Source organism: Roseivivax sp. THAF30, from assembly GCF_009363575.1.
Lineage (GTDB): Bacteria > Pseudomonadota > Alphaproteobacteria > Rhodobacterales > Rhodobacteraceae > Roseivivax > Roseivivax halotolerans.
This window is the reverse complement of sequence record NZ_CP045389.1, coordinates 2692834-2708357: the sequence shown is the minus strand read 5'-3', so window position 1 is coordinate 2708357 and position 15524 is coordinate 2692834. Positions and strand designations below refer to the sequence as shown.

Here is a 15524-nt window from a genome sequence, read left to right as displayed (position 1 = left end):
TCGGTAGTGTTAGCGATCAACGCATCGTTTCGTGCGGCCGCAAATTCGCGATTATTTAAGCCGCCATCGAGTTGCGCTTTTTGTTTTCGCAGCGCTAGACTTGCTGAAGAGCGAGGCATCGCACCTCGCCAAGCGATCACGACGCACGTGTTCGAAAACCATCTGGGAGAAAGATCCATGTCGAAATCAATCATTTGCGCCGCATTCGCCGTGTCCACTGCGCTCGGAGCCTCGGGCGCGATGGCGCAGGAAGAGACGTTCATCTCGATCGGGACCGGCGGCGTGACCGGCGTGTATTACCCGACCGGTGGCGCGATCTGCCGGCTGGTGAACCGCAACCGCGCCGAGCATGGCATCCGCTGCGGCGTCGAATCCACGGGCGGTTCGGTCTACAACATCAACGCGATCCGTTCGGGCGAACTGGAATTCGGCGTCGCGCAGTCGGACTGGCAGTTCCATGCCTATAACGGCTCCTCGCAGTTCGAAGAGCAGGGCGCGATGGAGAACCTGCGCGCGGTGTTCTCGGTCCATCCCGAGCCCTTCACCGTCGTGGCGCGTGCCGATGCCGGGATCACCTCGTTCGAGGATCTGCAGGGCAAGCGCGTGAATGTCGGCAACCCCGGCTCCGGCCAGCGCGGCACGATGGAAGTGCTGATGGAAGAGATGGGCTGGTCGATGGACGATTTCGCCGTCGCCTCCGAACTGCAGGCGGCAGAGCAGTCCCAGGCGCTTTGCGACAACAACATCGACGCGATGGTCTACACGGTCGGCCACCCGTCCGGCTCCATCCAGGAAGCGACGACGGCCTGCGACTCGGTCCTCGTGAACGTCAACAACGACGCGACCGCAGCGCTGATCGAAGAGAATCCCTATTACCGTCAGGCCACTATTCCGGGCGGTATGTATCGCGGCACCGACGAGGACGTCACGACCTTCGGTGTCGGCGCGACCTTCGTCACCTCGTCGGACGTCTCCGAGGATGTCGTCTACGAGGTCGTGAAGGCGGTCTTCGAGAATATCGACCAGTTCAAGGGTCTGCATCCGGCTTTCGCCAACCTCGATCCGGCAGAAATGGCCAATGACGGTCTGTCGGCACCGCTGCATGCTGGCGCGGAGCGGTATTTCCAGGAAGCCGGCCTGATGGAATGATCCCGGCGCGCGCCGTCTAGGGCGCGCTCTGCACAAGATCCCGGGCCGTATGTTCGGCCCGGGATATTCTCGCAAAACCGGCCCGTGCGATGGCTGGATGCGCCTTCGGGACAGGGAAACGCAAATGGCCGACAAGGATCAGGGCGGAAACCGCCAGTTCAGCGACGAAGAGCTTCAGGATCTCGTCGCCAGCTCCGACAGCGGGGCGCGTGCGCCGACCAACCGGAACGTGGCGTTGCTGATTTCCGGTCTGGCGCTGGCCTGGTCGCTGTTCCAGCTCTGGATCGCGCAGCCTATGCTTTGGTTCGCGCAATATGCCCCGGTCTTCAATTCGTCCGAGACGCGGCCCATCCACCTGACCTTCGCCATCGTGCTGGCCTTCCTGGCCTATCCCGCCTTCAAGTCCTCGCCGCGCGGGCACATACCCTTGGCAGACTGGCTGCTCGCCGCGATCGGCGGCTTCTGCGCCTTCTACATCTTCCTCTTCTCGGACCATCTGGCGACCACCGCGCGGTCGGGTCTGCCAACGACCACGCAGGTCGTGATCGGTGCGACCGGCCTTCTTGTGCTTCTCGAAGCCTCGCGCCGGGCGCTTGGGCCGGCTCTGACGATCGTGGGGTCGCTGTTCCTGCTCTACGCCTATATGGGCACGGGCTGGCTGATCCCGGATCTCATCGAGCATGAGGGCCTCAGCTTCACCGCGCTCATCAACGCGCAATGGCTCGATACGGCCGGTGTCTTCGGTATCCCGCTCGGGGTCTCTACGGCATTCGTGTTCCTGTTCGTGCTGTTCGGCTCGCTCCTCGATAAGGCGGGCGCGGGCAATTATTTCATCAAGCTTGCCTTTGCCGGGCTCGGGCATCTGCGCGGCGGGCCCGCCAAGGCGGCGGTCGTCGGATCGGCGATGACGGGTCTCATCTCGGGCTCCTCCATCGCCAACGTCGTGACGACAGGCACGTTCACCATTCCGCTGATGAAGCGGGTCGGTTTCACCAATGAACAAGCCGGTTCGGTCGAGGTCGCCTCGTCGGTCAACGGGCAGATCATGCCGCCCGTCATGGGGGCCGCGGCCTTCCTGATGGTGGAGTTCATCGGCATTTCCTATGTCGAGGTCATCAAGCACGCCTTCATCCCGGCGGTGATCTCCTACATCGCGCTGATTTACATCGTGCATCTCGAGGCGCTGAAGAAGGACATGCCGGCCCTCGGAGAGGCGAAGTCCTTTGTCGGGATGCTGGTCAAGTTCTTCGTGGGCTTCGCCATCGCTGGCGTCGCCTTCACCGCGCTTATCTATCTCGTGGGCGGGCTGCGTTCGGTCCTGCCGGGGCTGACCGGGCCGATCATGATGACCGTGCTCGGCCTGGTCTATCTGGGTCTCGTCGCCATCGCCGCGCGGCAGCCCGATCTCAAGGAGGACGATCCCAACGATCCCGAGATCAAGCTGCCCACGGTGGGCGAGGTCTACGCGACCGGTCTGCACTACGTGCTGCCGATCATCGTGCTCGTCTGGTTCCTTATGGTGGAGCGGCAGAGCCCCGCGAAATCGGCCTTCTACGCGACCTCGCTGATGCTCGCGATCATCGTGACGCAGCGGCCGCTGAAGGCGATGTTCCGGGGGCAGGGGGGCGAGCTTGCCGCCCAGTTCAAGGCCGGGCTCGGCGATCTTCGCGAGGGTCTGATCGCGGGCGCGCGCAACATGATCGGCATCGGCGTCGCCACGGCGGCGGCGGGCATCATCGTCGCCACGGTTACGAAAACGCCGATCGGCACCGAGCTTGCGGCGCTTGTCGAACAGCTCTCGGGCGGGGTGCTCATCATCATGCTGGTGCTGGTCGGTCTGTTCTCTCTGATTCTCGGGATGGGGCTGCCGACGACGGCGAACTATATCGTCGTCTCATCGCTGATGGCGTCGGTCGTCGTCTCGCTCGGCGCGCAGGAGGGGTTGATCGTGCCGCTGATCGCAGCGCACCTCTTCGTCTTCTATTTCGGGATCATGGCGGACGTGACGCCTCCTGTGGGCCTTGCGTCCTTTGCCGCGGCGGCGGTGTCGGGAGGGGATCCGATACGAACGGGTTTCACGGCGTTCTTCTATTCCCTCAGGACCGTCGCGCTGCCGTTCCTTTTCATCTTCAATCCGACGCTCATCCTCTACGGGGTCGATCTGGGGACGTGGCCGGGGATCTTCCAAGCGGTCTTCGTCTTCGTGATCGCGACGTTCGCGATGCTGCTTTTCGCGGCGGCGACGCAGGGCTATTTCCTTGCGCGCAGCCGGATCTACGAAAGCGCGGCGCTCCTGCTCGTGGCTTTCACGCTCTTTGTCCCCAATGTCTGGCTGGACATGGTGCAGAGCCCGTTCCGCGAAATCCCGCCCGCGCAGTTCGAGGAGGTGCTCGGCGAGGTCGAGGAGGGCACGCGGATGCGACTGCGCGTCGAGGGCCCTGATTTCAACACGGGTGACACCGCAGAAACGACGCTCGTGATGAACGCCGAAGGCGCGAGCGCGCAGGAACGGATCCAGAATTCCGGTCTGCTCCTTTTCCCCGAAGGCGACAGCGTCCGGCTCGACGAGCCGATGTTCGGCACCGCGACGGCAGAGAAACTGTCGAGCTTCGACTTCTACGCCGAAGATCCGGTGCGACTGGCCCAGGTGCAGATCCCGCGCGACCGCATCCCGGCGCAGGTGTTCTACATCCCGGCGCTTCTGCTTTTGGGTCTCGTGATCCTGATGCAGCGCCGCCGCCAGACCAAGCCGGCTTTCTGAGGAGCGCGCCCATGTCCCAATCCGTTCTTCTGCCCATCGACCTATCCACCGAAGCCAGTTGGGCCCGCGCCTTGCCAGCCGCGCTGCATCTCGGCGGGCCGGACATGGTTCTGCATGTCCTGACGGTAATCCCCGATTTCGGTATGTCCGTGGTCGGCGGCTTCTTCGACGCCGAGTTCGAAAAGCGCGCCCTGCACGAGGTCGGCGAGAAACTCACGCTCTGGGTGAACACGAACATCCCGCCCGAGATCGAGGTGCATCCGCATGTCACGCATGGTCGGGTCTACGACGAGATCCTGCGCGCCTCCGAGCGGCTCGACGTGAGCGATATCGTCATGGCCGCGCAGACGCCGGATGTCGCAGATTACCTTCTCGGGCCGAACACCGCCCGGGTCGTGCGGCACGCAAAACGGTCGGTCTACGTGGTCAGGGGAAGCTGAGCATGGCCGGTCATGTTTTCGGACGGTCTTCCGCGGCGATGCCGACGGCTGTCTCGGGCGAAGGGTGCTACATCCGGGATGCCGAGGGACGGAGCTATCTCGACGGATCGGGCGGTGCGGCCGTGTCCTGCCTTGGGCATTCCGACCAGGATGTGCGTGCGGCGATCCATGACCAGCTCGACCGGATCGCCTTCGCGCATACCGGCTTCTTCACGTCCGAAGCGGCCGAGGGACTTGCCGATCTGCTGATCGCCAACGCGCCCGAGGGGATCGAAAAGGTCTACCTTCTGTCCGGCGGGTCAGAGGCGGTCGAAGCCGCGATCAAGCTTGCGCGCCAGTATTTTCTGGAAACGGGAGAGCCAGAGCGTCACCGCGTGATCGCAAGAAGGCAAAGCTATCACGGCAACACGCTTGGCGCGCTTGCAGCAGGCGGCAATGCCTGGAGGCGCGAGAAATACGCGCCGCTTCTGGTCGAGACCTCGCATATCGCGCCTTGCTACGAATACCGTTTGCGCGAGGACGGCGAGAGCGCCGAGGACTATGGCTTGCGCGCCGCCAACGAGCTTGAGGACGAGATCGCGCGGCTCGGCCCGGAGACGGTCATGGCCTTCATCGCGGAGCCAGTCGTGGGTGCGACCGCGGGCGCGGTGCCCGCCGTGCGGGGCTATTTCAAGCGCATCCGCGAGATCTGCGACCGCCACGGCATCCTGCTGATCCTCGACGAGGTCATGTGCGGGATGGGGCGCACGGGCACGCTCTTTGCCTGCGAACAGGACGGGATCTCACCCGATATCGTGACCGTCGCCAAGGGACTCGGAGCCGGTTACATGCCAATCGGCGCAATGCTTTGCTCGGGCCGGATCTTCGGTGCTATCGAGGGCGGCTCGGGCAGCTTTCAGCATGGGCATACCTATCACGGGCACCCGCTGGCGGCGGCGGCCGGGCACGCAGTTCTTTCCGCGATCCTTGGGCGGGAGCTCTTGCCTCAGGTCAGGCACCGGGGCCAGGCGTTGACGGATCGGTTGCAAGCCACCTTCGGCCAGCACCCGCATGTCGGCGACATCAGGGGGAGGGGCCTCTTTCGGGGGGTCGAGCTTGTCGCGGATCGCGGCACGAAAGCGCCCTTCGACCCTGAGCTGAAGCTTCACGCCAAGGTCAAGAAGGCCGCGCTCGCCGAAGGGCTGATCTGCTATCCCGCGGGCGGCACGATCGACGGCAAGCATGGCGATCACATTCTGCTCGCCCCGCCTTTCATCATCTCCGAAGACCAGATCGGCGAGTTGACTGACAAGCTGTCGCGCGCGATCGACGCGGCGCTCGCCGCCTAGGAACGACGCTTCTTGCAATAAAGCTCCAGCCGGTGCGCGACGATGTCGTAGCCATATTCCGCCGCGATCCGGCGTTGCAGACGCTCGATCTCGTCCGAGACGAACTCCATGACTTCGCCGCTTTCCACGTCGATCAGATGATCGTGGTGCGGCCGCGTGGCAAGCTCGAACCGGGTCACGCCGCCGTCGAACATGTGGCGATGCAAAAGCCCCTTGTCGGCCAGCGCGCCGAGGGTCCGGTAGGCGGTCGCCTGGCTCACGCTTGCGTCCTTGTCGCGCGCGCGGGAGAGAACCTGCTCGGCATCCGGGTGATCTTCGGCCTCGAAGAGCACGCGCACGATGGCTTGCCGCTGGCGCGTCACCCGGAGCCCGGCTTCGCGGAGGACCGCGTCGCCCTCACTGCTGTAGAAATCACCTGCCATGCCCGGACCATGACCCAAGCTGCGATCCGGCTCAAGATTTTATGCGAACGGTTCGCAATTAATTTGACTTTGCGAACCATTTGCATCAACTGAGAGGCAATCGGACTTTTGGATTTCTGAAAGGTGCAACATGCGTAGGACGCTGCTCTTATCCGCTCTCGCTCTGGGGCTTGCCCAGGCGGCTGCCGCACAGGAGCGGCTCAAGGTAGCGACGACATTCACGGTGCTGGCGGACATGGCCCGGAACGTCGCGGGCGATGCGGCGGAGGTCGTGTCGGTCACGAAACCCGGCGCGGAGATACACGGCTACGAGCCGACACCGCAGGATATCGTGCGGGCCTCCGATGCGGATCTTCTGCTGTGGAATGGCCTCAACCTCGAGCTCTGGTTCGAGCAATTCCTGCGCAATCTCGGCGATGTGCCGTCCGTGACCTTGTCCGAAGGCATCGACCCCATTCCGATTGCCAGTGGGTCGTATGAGGGTCAGTCCAATCCGCATGCCTGGATGGGGCTCGATAACGCGATGGTCTATATCGACAACATCCGCGAGGCGCTGTCGGAGCAGGATCCGGACAACGCCGAGACCTATGCCGCCAATGCCGACGCCTACAAGGCCGAGCTGCGGGACCGGATAGGGCCCTTGCGCGACGCGCTCGCCGATCTGCCAGAGGACGATCGCTGGCTCGTCACCTGCGAGGGCGCGTTCAGCTACCTCGCAAGGGATTTCGGTCTTCAGGAGCTTTATCTCTGGCCGATGAACGCCGACCAGGTCGGCACGCCGCAGCAGGTCCGGGCCGTGATCGACGGTGTCCGAGAGAACGATATTCCGGTCGTCTTTTGCGAGAGCACCGTCAGCACACGGCCCGCGGAGCAGGTGGCGCGCGAGACGGGCGCGGAGTTCGGGGGCGTCCTCTACGTGGACTCGCTCTCCGAGGCGGACGGTCCGGTGCCGACCTATCTCGACCTTCTGGAAGTGACGTCGCGCACGATCGTGGACGGGCTGACCGGGGCATCGGAATGAGGCAGTCGCCGGAACGCTCTGGCAATCTAGATCGATGCCGGAAAGGCGAGCTTTGATGCGAGACGCGACCGAGATCGAAACGACGACCGCAGCGCAGCCAGAAGAGGGGCTGCGCGTATCGGGTGCGACCGTCACCTATCGGAACGGCCATACCGCGCTCCGCGATGCGAGCTTCGACATCCCGCGCGGCACCATCGCGGCGCTTGTCGGCGTGAACGGTGCGGGGAAATCTACGCTCTTCAAGGCGATCATGGGCTTCGTGCCTGCCTCGGCAGGCGAGATCAGCGTGCTGGGCCGGAACGTGCGCGAGGCTTTGAAACGCAACCTCGTCGCATATGTCCCGCAGGCAGAAGAGGTGGATTGGAGCTTTCCGGTCCTCGTCGAGGATGTCGTGATGATGGGCCGCTACGGGCATATGGGCTTCCTGCGCCGCCCGCGTGCTGCCGACCGACAGGCGGTGGACGACGCGCTTGCCCGCGTGAACCTGACAGACCTGCGCCATCGCCAGATCGGGGAGCTGTCTGGCGGTCAGCGCAAACGTGTCTTCCTGGCGCGTGCGCTGGCACAGGAAGGTCAGGTGATCCTCCTCGACGAGCCGTTCACCGGGGTCGACGTCAAGACCGAAGAACAGATCGTTGCGCTCTTGCGGGATCTTCGGGACGAGGGCCGGGTGATGCTGGTCTCGACGCACAATCTCGGCTCTGTCCCGGAATTCTGCGACCGCACCGTTTTGGTGAAGGGCACGGTCCTTGCCTACGGGCTGACCGAGGATGTCTTCACGCACGAGAACCTTGAGGCGGCGTTCGGCGGCGTTTTGCGCCACTTCACGCTCGGCGGCGATACGCTGCATGACGACGAGGACGCGCGCAGCGTCAGCATCTTCACCGACGACGAACGTCCGCTCGTGCAATACGGCGAGCGCACGCACACGGCGGAGCCGCGAGAATGATCGCGACCCTCGCCGAGCCGTTTTCCTACGGGTACATGACCAACGCGATGTGGGTCTCGGCGCTCGTTGGCGCGGTCTGCGCCTTCCTGTCCTCCTTCCTGATGCTGAAAGGCTGGTCGTTGATCGGCGACGCGCTGTCCCATTCGGTGGTGCCGGGAGTTGCCGGGGCTTACATGCTGGGGCTGCCTTTCGCGCTCGGCGCGTTCATCGCGGGCGGTCTTGCGGCGGGCGCGATGCTGTTTCTCTCGGATCGCTCGGGCCTCAAGGTCGATGTCATCATCGGGCTGATCTTCACCTCCTTTTTCGGGCTCGGCCTCTTCATGGTGTCGATCAACCCGGTCTCGGTCTCGGTGCAGACCATCACGATGGGCAATATCCTTGCCATCACGCCGTCGGACACGGTGCAGCTGGCACTGATCGGGATCGTCACGCTGGCGATCCTTCTGGCCAAGTGGAAAGACCTGCTCGTGACCTTTTTCGATGAGACGCATGCCCGGACGATCGGGCTGCCGACGCGCGCGCTCAAGGTCGTGTTCTTCGCGCTTCTCGCGGCATCGGTCGTGGCGGCGATGCAGACGGTCGGCGCGTTCCTCGTCATCGCGCTCGTCGTCACGCCGGGGGCAACCGCTTACCTTCTCTGCGACCGCTTTCCGCGGCTCATCGCGACTTCGGTCGCAATCGGCACGGTGACAAGCTTTCTCGGCGCCTATGCCAGTTATTTCCTCGACGGGGCGACGGGCGGCATCATCGTCGTCCTGCAGACGCTCATTTTCCTGACCGCGTTCGTCTTCGCGCCGAAACATGGCCGGCTCGCGGCGCGGGCGAAGGCGCGCGCGGCCCTGCAGGAGGTGGAGGCATGATCGATGAGCTTCTGCTGCCTTTGCAATTTCCGTTCATGCAGAACGCGTTCTTGATCGGGGCGCTCGTCGCCGTGCCCACGGCGCTCCTGTCCTGTTTCCTCGTGCTCAAGGGCTGGGCACTGATGGGCGATGCGGTCAGTCACGCTATCCTGCCGGGCATCGTGCTGGCCTACATGATCGGCGCGCCGCTCATCCTCGGTGCATTCGTCGCGGGCATGATCTGCGCGCTGGCCACCGGGTACCTCTCGGGCAACAGCCGGGTGAAGGAAGACACGGTGATGGGCGTGGTCTTCTCGGGCATGTTCGGGCTCGGGATCGTGCTGTACGTCGCTGTCGACACGAACATGCATCTCGATCACATCCTGTTCGGCAACATGCTCGGGGTGGAGCCCTCGGAGCTCTGGACCGCTGCGATCATCTCGGCAATCGTCTCGGCCGCGCTTCTCTTGCGCTGGAAGGATCTCGTCCTGCACGCCTTCGATCCGGCGCAGGCGCGTGCTTCGGGCCTTCCGGTCGATTTTCTGCATTACGGACTTCTGGCTGCCTTGTCCTTGACCATTGTCGCGACGCTTTCGGCGGCGGGACTCATCCTCGCGATCGGTCTTCTGATCGCGCCCGGCGCTATCGCGTTCCTTCTGGTGAGGACCTTCCGGGCGATGCTCGCCGTGGCCGTAATCGTCAACGTTGTCTCAATGCTCGCGGGCGCTTATGCGAGCTTCTTTCTCGATAGTGCGCCAGCGCCCACGGTCGTTCTGATCCTGACGGTCTTCTTCATTCTCGCATTCATCTATCGCCAAATCGTCACGCGGCGGATAACCGGTGCGGCGTAAGGCTCAAGGAGAGGCGTGACGCGTTTCGCCCGAATGGTGTTAACGTCGGCGCGACTCGCGAGTGGTTAATGCAGGGGGATGCGCGATGAGCTGGACACGCTACGCGGTATATTGGGCACCCGAGGGGCACCTGGGCGAACTCGGGGCATCGTGGCTGGGCTGGGACATCCACAATGCCCGCAGGATCGCCACGCCCGAGATCGAAGCACCGAAAGCGCGGCGCTACGGTTTTCACGCAACGCTTAAGCCTCCCTTCGCGCTTGCCGAAGGGTGCAGCGAGGCGGCGTTGTCGCAGGCGCTGGCCGACATCGCCGCCGGTGCAGAGCCGCAGTCGCTCGGCCGATTGGAGCTGCGGCAGATGGGGAAGATCTGGGTCATGGCGCCGAGCGACACCTCCGGCATTTCGGAGATCGCGGGACGGCTCGTGCGGGAGCTCGATGCCTTCCGCGCGCCGCCCGATGAGGTGGAATTGGCGCGGCGGCGTGGCCGGGGCCTGACGACTGTGCAGGAAGAGAACCTGAAAACCTGGGGGTATCCCTATGTGCTGTCGGAATTCCATCCGCATCTGACGCTCAGCGATGCGCGGGTGCCCGAGGATGTCGAGGCACAGGCCCGGTCCTTTTTCGCCCCGGTTCTCGACCGGCCGATGGTGATGCAGGACGTGACGCTGATGGGCGAGGATGCCCTCGGGCGGTTTCATGCGATCGAAAGCTTCACGCTTTCTCGGGCACGGATGTCCAAAGCCTGCTGACGCTATCGCTCTCGTGAGCAGGCTGTTCTTGCCAGGGGGTGGGCAAGAACAATATAAGAACATATGGCCAAGCGAACTCTCTCTGAAAAGCTCGCGATCCTGTCGGATGCGGCGAAATACGATGCCTCCTGCGCCTCGTCGGGCGGGGAGCGGCGGGATTCCCGCGACGGCAAGGGGCTTGGCTCTTCGGGGGGCTCGGGCATCTGCCACGCCTATGCGCCGGATGGCCGTTGCATCAGCCTTCTGAAGATCCTGATGACGAACTTCTGCATCTACGATTGCGCCTATTGCATCAACCGCGCCTCGAGCCGGGTGGAGCGGGCGCGTTTCTCGGTCGAGGAGGTCGTGCACCTGACGGTGGAGTTCTATCGCCGCAACTATATCGAAGGGCTGTTCCTGTCCTCGGGCATCATCCGCTCACCAGACGATACGATGGCCGACATGGTGCGGATCGCCAGGAAGCTGCGGCAAGAGGAAGGCTTTCGCGGCTACATTCACCTCAAGACCATTCCCGACGCGAGCCAGGAGCTGATCGACGAGGCGGGCAAATATGCCGACCGGTTGTCGATCAATATCGAGATGCCGACGGAGACGTCGCTGAAAGAACTTGCGCCAGAAAAGAACGTGGTGGGTATCCGCAAGTCGATGGCCGATGTTCGCCTGAGGCGAGAGGAGAGCCGCACCGGCAAAAGCTGGCGAGGCAAACGGCCCGCGCGGTTTGCGCCTGCCGGGCAATCGACGCAGGTGATCGTCGGGGCGGACACGGCCAATGACCGGACGATTCTCACGCAAAGCTCCGATCTGTATGCGAGCTACGGGCTGAGCCGCGTCTATTACTCGGCCTTCTCGCCGATCCCGGACCCCGCGCGCGCGCTGCCGTTGAAGCCCGCGCCTCTCAAGCGGGAGCATCGGCTTTATCAGGCCGACTGGCTCTTGCGATTCTACGATTTCGGGGTCGAGGAGATTGGCGGCACGAGCGGGATGCTCGATCTCGATGTCGATCCCAAGACTGCCTGGGCGCTGGAGCATCGGGAATTCTTTCCGGTCGATGTGAACCGCGCGCCGCGCGAGGCATTGCTGCGCGTGCCGGGCTTCGGGACGAAGACTGTAGGCCGGCTCATCGCGGCGCGGCGGCGTGGCCTTGTGCGCTATGAGCATCTCAAGGCGATGGGCGCGGTCATGAAGAACGCGCAGCCCTTCATCGTGGCAGGCGGGTGGAGCCCGCGCGGTATGCTCGAGACCGAACATCTGCGCGCGAGGTTCGCGCCGCCACCCGAGCAGATGGCACTCTTCTGATGCGGGAGGTGGTGCTGCCGCGCGTGGGCACGGTGGCCGCCTGGCGGCGCGAGGCGCGTGCGCTCGCGCAGGACGGCGTGCCCGCAGAGGCGGTGCTCTGGTCGCGCGGGGAGGGCGCGCAGGATTTGTTCGCCGGGGCCGAGCCGGTGGCTGCGCCGCGCGAGGCTCGCCGCCTGTCCCTGCCGAAAGCCGCGATCCAGACCATCGAGACCGCGCTCTTCCATTCCGATCCCGAACGTTTCGCGCGCGCCTACCGGCTGATCCTGCGGCTTTCGGCCCGCGAGGTGATGTGGGGCGACCGCGCGGATCGCGATGTTCGCACGCTACTGGAACACGCCAAGGCCGTCGGCCGCGACATCCACAAGATGCATGCTTTCGTGCGGTTCCGCGAGGTCGAGGGCGAAGGCGAGCGCCGCGCCTTCGCGGCATGGTTCGAGCACGATCACCCCTGCCTCGAGCGCGGCGCGCCGTTCTTCGCCAAACGCTTCGGCGATATGGATTGGGTCATCGCCACCCCGGATCTGACGGCACGGTTCACGGACGGCACGCTTCGTTTCGAGGAGACGAAAGCGCCCGAGCGTCCGCCTGAAGACGCGACCGAGGAGCTTTGGCGGACCTATTACGCCTCCATCTTCAATCCCGCGCGGGTCATGGTGAAGGCGATGTGCGCCGAGATGCCGCGGAAGTACTGGAAGAACCTGCCCGAGGCAGAACTGATCCCCTCGCTCATCGACGGGGCGGAGGCGCGGGTGCGTGCAATGGCCGAAGCACAGCCCGCGATGGTGCCGGACCGCCGCGCGCTGGCCTTGCGCGATCACGCCGCGCGGGTGCTTGCGAAACCTGGCGCGGATGGGCCGGTCGCGGCGCTGGCCGCAGATCTGCAGGGCTGCACGCGCTGCGATCTCTGCCGCCATGCGACGCAGGTCGTACCGGGCGAGGGGCCGAAAGAGGCCGCGCTGATGATCGTCGGAGAGCAGCCGGGCGACCACGAGGATCTCAAGGGGCGCCCCTTCGTCGGGCCGGCAGGGCAAGTCTTCGACCGCGCCGCTACCTTGGCGGGCGTTGAACGGAGCGCGGCTTTCGTGACCAACGCCGTGAAACACTTCAAGTTTTCGGCGCGCGGCCGTCGCCGAATTCACCAGCGCCCCGATGCCGGCGAGGTGGAAGCGTGCCGTTGGTGGCTCGATCTCGAGCGCGAATTGGTGAAGCCCCGCGTCATCCTCGCGATGGGGGCAACGGCGGCGGAGGCGCTGACGGGCTCGGGCAAGAACATTGCGCGCCGGCGCGGGCGCGCTGAGCTGCTCGAGGATGGGACCGAGATGCTCCTGACTTGGCATCCGTCCTATATCCTGCGCCTTCAGGACGAGGCGGCGCAGGCGCGCGCCGAGGCGGAGCTGGTGTCCGACCTTGCGCTCGCCCGGTCGCTCTCCGAGGCGGGGCGCTAGCGCGTTTGGTGCTATCTCTGGAGGCGGCAAACTGCGCCAGGATGTGCCCAAAAGCCTCTCACCCCGTTTAGGGCTGGCCTTTTCGCCGTTCCGGCGATACCCCGCCCGCGACCCAAGACATCGAGAAAGATTCCCTCATGGACCTGCGCAACGTCGCAATCATCGCTCACGTGGACCACGGCAAAACGACGCTGGTGGACGAATTGCTGAAGCAATCGGGCGCGTTCCGCGAAAACCAGCAGGTGGCCGAGCGGGCGATGGATTCCAACGACCTCGAACGCGAGCGGGGGATCACCATTCTCGCCAAGGCGACCTCGGTCGAGTGGAAGTCGACGCGGATCAACATCGTCGACACGCCGGGCCACGCCGATTTCGGCGGCGAGGTGGAGCGCATCCTGTCGATGGTAGACGGTGTCGTTCTGCTCGTGGATGCCGCCGAGGGGCCGATGCCCCAGACGAAGTTCGTGACCTCGAAGGCGCTCGCGCTTGGCCTGCGCCCCATCGTCGTTCTGAACAAGGTCGACAAGCCCGATGCCGAGCCCGACCGCGCGCTCGACGAATGCTTCGACCTCTTCGCCAATCTCGGCGCGGACGAGGATCAGCTCGACTTTCCGCACATGTATGCCTCGGGCCGGTCGGGCTGGGCCGATCACGAGCTTGACGGCCCGCGCAAGGATCTCTCGGCGCTTTTCAAGCTGATCGTCGATCACGTGCCCGCGCCGAAGCAGGTGAAGCGCGAAGACGAAGACTTCCGGATGCTCGCGACGACGCTCTCCTCGGACCCGTTCCTCGGCCGGATCCTCACGGGCCGGGTCGAGTCGGGCAAGCTCAAGGTCGGCGCGACGGTGCAGGCGCTCAGCCGCATCGGCCAGAAGATCGAGCAATTCCGCGTCAGCCGCATTCAGGCGTTCCGGGGTCTCTCCTACCAGGACATCGAGGAAGCGCGGGCGGGTGACATCGTCACGCTTGCGGGAATGCAGAAGGCGACCGTCGCGGACACGATCTGCGCGCTCGCCGTCGATGAGCCGCTCGACGCCCAGCCGATCGATCCGCCGACGATCACCGTGACCTTCGGGATCAACGACAGCCCGCTTGCGGGCCGTGACGGCAAGAAGGTGCAGTCGCGCGTGATCCGAGACCGGCTGATGAAGGAGGGCGAGTCCAACATCGCCATCAAGATCGCCGAGACGCCGAGCGGCGATGCCTTCGAGGTCTCGGGCCGGGGCGAGTTGCAGATGGGCGTTCTGATCGAGAACATGCGCCGCGAGGGCTTCGAGCTGTCCATCGCGCGCCCGCAGGTCATCATGCGCGACGGCGAGACCGGCCGCGAGGAGCCGATCGAGGAAGTCACCATCGATGTCGATGACGATTATTCCGGCGCCGTGATCGAGAAGCTGACTGGCGTGCGGAAGGGTGAGCTCGTCGAGATGAAACCCGCTGGCACCGGCAAGACGCGTATCATCGCGCACGTTCCGGCGCGGGGCCTCATCGGCTACCAGGGCGAGTTCCTGACGGATACCCGCGGCACCGGCGTGATGAACCGCGTCTTCCACGGCTGGGCCCCCTACAAGGGCAAGATCGAGGGGCGGCGCGCAGGCGTGCTGATCTCGATGGAATCGGGCGAGTCCGTCGCCTTCGCGCTGTGGAACCTCGAAGAGCGCGGCCGGATGTTCATCGGTCCGCAGGCGAAAGTCTACGAGGGCATGATCATCGGCGAGCACAGCCGCGAGAACGACCTTGAGGTCAATCCGCTCAAGGGCAAGAAGCTGACCAACGTGCGCGCCTCCGGCACGGATGACGCTGTGCGCCTGACACCGCCGACGATCATGTCGCTGGAAGAGGCCATCGCCTATATCAACGACGACGAACTCGTCGAGGTCACACCGAACGCGATCCGTCTGCGTAAGCGCTATCTTGATCCGCATGAGCGCAAGCGGATGTCCAAAGCCTCGTGAGCGAGCTGAAGCGCTCTCCGGGCCTGAAGGGCCATGTCACCGGCGCCGATCTCGGCGTCGGCGTGACGGTGCTTTTCGTGACGTCCGACACAGTGGGCAGCGGGCCGAAGCTACACTGGCACCCCTATGACGAGCTTTTCGTGATCCGGCGGGGCCGGGCGCGGTTCTTCGTCGGGGACGAGGTGATCGAAGGCGGCCCCGGCGACGTCATCCGGGGGCCCGCTGAAGTGCCGCACAAGTTCGAGGTGCTCGAGGTTCCGTACGAGGCGCAAGACCTCCATCTTGCGCCCGAATGGATCCAGACGGACCTCGAATAG

General features: G+C 64.6%; 14 protein-coding genes. 13 read left to right on the top strand and 1 reads right to left on the bottom strand.

Annotated elements, in window-relative coordinates:
* The first annotated feature begins 177 nt into the window (after positions 1-177).
* The 4 genes from FIU91_RS13035 to FIU91_RS13020 all read left to right on the top strand — a co-directional run bounded on the left by FIU91_RS13035 (position 178) and on the right by FIU91_RS13020 (position 5678).
* On the top strand, positions 178-1149 hold the full coding sequence (locus FIU91_RS13035; protein WP_093010678.1) for a TAXI family TRAP transporter solute-binding subunit: 972 nt from the start codon (positions 178-180) through the stop codon (positions 1147-1149).
* Positions 1150-1273: 124 nt separating this feature from the next.
* Positions 1274-3910 carry a TRAP transporter permease gene (locus tag FIU91_RS13030; protein ID WP_152462787.1) on the top strand — a complete coding sequence of 879 codons (2637 nt, stop codon included), beginning with the start codon at positions 1274-1276 and terminating at the stop codon, positions 3908-3910.
* Between the two features lie 11 nt (positions 3911-3921).
* Positions 3922-4350 carry a universal stress protein gene (locus tag FIU91_RS13025; protein WP_093010682.1) on the top strand — a complete coding sequence of 143 codons (429 nt, stop codon included), beginning with the start codon at positions 3922-3924 and terminating at the stop codon, positions 4348-4350.
* A gap of 2 nt (positions 4351-4352) precedes the next feature.
* Positions 4353-5678, top strand: a complete 1326-nt coding sequence (locus FIU91_RS13020; protein WP_152462786.1) for an aspartate aminotransferase family protein — start codon at positions 4353-4355, stop codon at positions 5676-5678.
* Here FIU91_RS13020 and FIU91_RS13015 read toward each other — a convergent pair.
* Complete coding sequence (locus FIU91_RS13015) at positions 5675-6100, bottom strand: Fur family transcriptional regulator (protein ID WP_152462785.1); 426 nt, start codon at positions 6098-6100, stop codon at positions 5675-5677. The genes FIU91_RS13020 and FIU91_RS13015 overlap by 4 nt on opposite strands.
* Before the next feature lie 130 nt (positions 6101-6230).
* Between FIU91_RS13015 and FIU91_RS13010 the strand changes: the two genes are divergently transcribed.
* From FIU91_RS13010 to FIU91_RS12970, 9 genes are all read left to right on the top strand, one after another.
* A complete protein-coding gene (locus tag FIU91_RS13010; RefSeq protein WP_152462784.1) occupies positions 6231-7121 on the top strand; it encodes a metal ABC transporter substrate-binding protein in 891 nt (296 codons plus the stop codon).
* A gap of 55 nt (positions 7122-7176) precedes the next feature.
* The gene (locus FIU91_RS13005; protein WP_093010689.1) at positions 7177-8070 is read left to right on the top strand and encodes a manganese/iron ABC transporter ATP-binding protein; all 894 of its coding nucleotides are present in this window, start codon (positions 7177-7179) and stop codon (positions 8068-8070) included.
* The gene (locus FIU91_RS13000) at positions 8067-8930 is read left to right on the top strand and encodes a metal ABC transporter permease (protein WP_305793828.1); all 864 of its coding nucleotides are present in this window, start codon (positions 8067-8069) and stop codon (positions 8928-8930) included. Before FIU91_RS13005 ends, FIU91_RS13000 begins: the two co-directional genes overlap by 4 nt.
* Positions 8927-9760, top strand: coding sequence for a metal ABC transporter permease (locus tag FIU91_RS12995; RefSeq protein WP_152462783.1), 834 nt, complete (start codon positions 8927-8929; stop codon positions 9758-9760). The genes FIU91_RS13000 and FIU91_RS12995 overlap by 4 nt, the downstream gene beginning before the upstream one ends.
* Positions 9761-9845: 85 nt before the next feature.
* The gene (locus tag FIU91_RS12990) at positions 9846-10511 is read left to right on the top strand and encodes a DUF1045 domain-containing protein (protein ID WP_152462782.1); all 666 of its coding nucleotides are present in this window, start codon (positions 9846-9848) and stop codon (positions 10509-10511) included.
* A gap of 63 nt (positions 10512-10574) precedes the next feature.
* Positions 10575-11807, top strand: a complete 1233-nt coding sequence (locus FIU91_RS12985; protein ID WP_152462781.1) for a putative DNA modification/repair radical SAM protein — start codon at positions 10575-10577, stop codon at positions 11805-11807.
* Positions 11807-13252: a UdgX family uracil-DNA binding protein gene (locus tag FIU91_RS12980; protein WP_152462780.1), complete on the top strand. Its 1446-nt coding sequence runs from the start codon at positions 11807-11809 to the stop codon at positions 13250-13252. Before FIU91_RS12985 ends, FIU91_RS12980 begins: the two co-directional genes overlap by 1 nt.
* A gap of 137 nt (positions 13253-13389) precedes the next feature.
* Complete coding sequence (gene typA / locus FIU91_RS12975; protein ID WP_152462779.1) at positions 13390-15207, top strand: translational GTPase TypA; 1818 nt, start codon at positions 13390-13392, stop codon at positions 15205-15207.
* Positions 15204-15524: a cupin domain-containing protein gene (locus tag FIU91_RS12970; protein ID WP_093010701.1), complete on the top strand. Its 321-nt coding sequence runs from the start codon at positions 15204-15206 to the stop codon at positions 15522-15524. The genes typA and FIU91_RS12970 overlap by 4 nt, the downstream gene beginning before the upstream one ends.

Bases quoted from the DNA above. Each gene is read 5' to 3' on its own strand.
- FIU91_RS13035 (WP_093010678.1), top strand. From the start codon at position 178: ATGTCGAAATCAATCATTTGCGCCGCATTCGCCGTGTCCACTGCGCTC.
- FIU91_RS13030 (WP_152462787.1), top strand. From the start codon at position 1,274: ATGGCCGACAAGGATCAGGGCGGAAACCGCCAGTTCAGCGACGAAGAG.
- FIU91_RS13025 (WP_093010682.1), top strand. From the start codon at position 3,922: ATGTCCCAATCCGTTCTTCTGCCCATCGACCTATCCACCGAAGCCAGT.
- FIU91_RS13020 (WP_152462786.1), top strand. From the start codon at position 4,353: ATGGCCGGTCATGTTTTCGGACGGTCTTCCGCGGCGATGCCGACGGCT.
- FIU91_RS13015 (WP_152462785.1), bottom strand. From the start codon at position 6,100: ATGGCAGGTGATTTCTACAGCAGTGAGGGCGACGCGGTCCTCCGCGAA.
- FIU91_RS13010 (WP_152462784.1), top strand. From the start codon at position 6,231: ATGCGTAGGACGCTGCTCTTATCCGCTCTCGCTCTGGGGCTTGCCCAG.
- FIU91_RS13005 (WP_093010689.1), top strand. From the start codon at position 7,177: ATGCGAGACGCGACCGAGATCGAAACGACGACCGCAGCGCAGCCAGAA.
- FIU91_RS13000 (WP_305793828.1), top strand. From the start codon at position 8,067: ATGATCGCGACCCTCGCCGAGCCGTTTTCCTACGGGTACATGACCAAC.
- FIU91_RS12995 (WP_152462783.1), top strand. From the start codon at position 8,927: ATGATCGATGAGCTTCTGCTGCCTTTGCAATTTCCGTTCATGCAGAAC.
- FIU91_RS12990 (WP_152462782.1), top strand. From the start codon at position 9,846: ATGAGCTGGACACGCTACGCGGTATATTGGGCACCCGAGGGGCACCTG.
- FIU91_RS12985 (WP_152462781.1), top strand. From the start codon at position 10,575: ATGGCCAAGCGAACTCTCTCTGAAAAGCTCGCGATCCTGTCGGATGCG.
- FIU91_RS12980 (WP_152462780.1), top strand. From the start codon at position 11,807: ATGCGGGAGGTGGTGCTGCCGCGCGTGGGCACGGTGGCCGCCTGGCGG.
- typA (WP_152462779.1), top strand. From the start codon at position 13,390: ATGGACCTGCGCAACGTCGCAATCATCGCTCACGTGGACCACGGCAAA.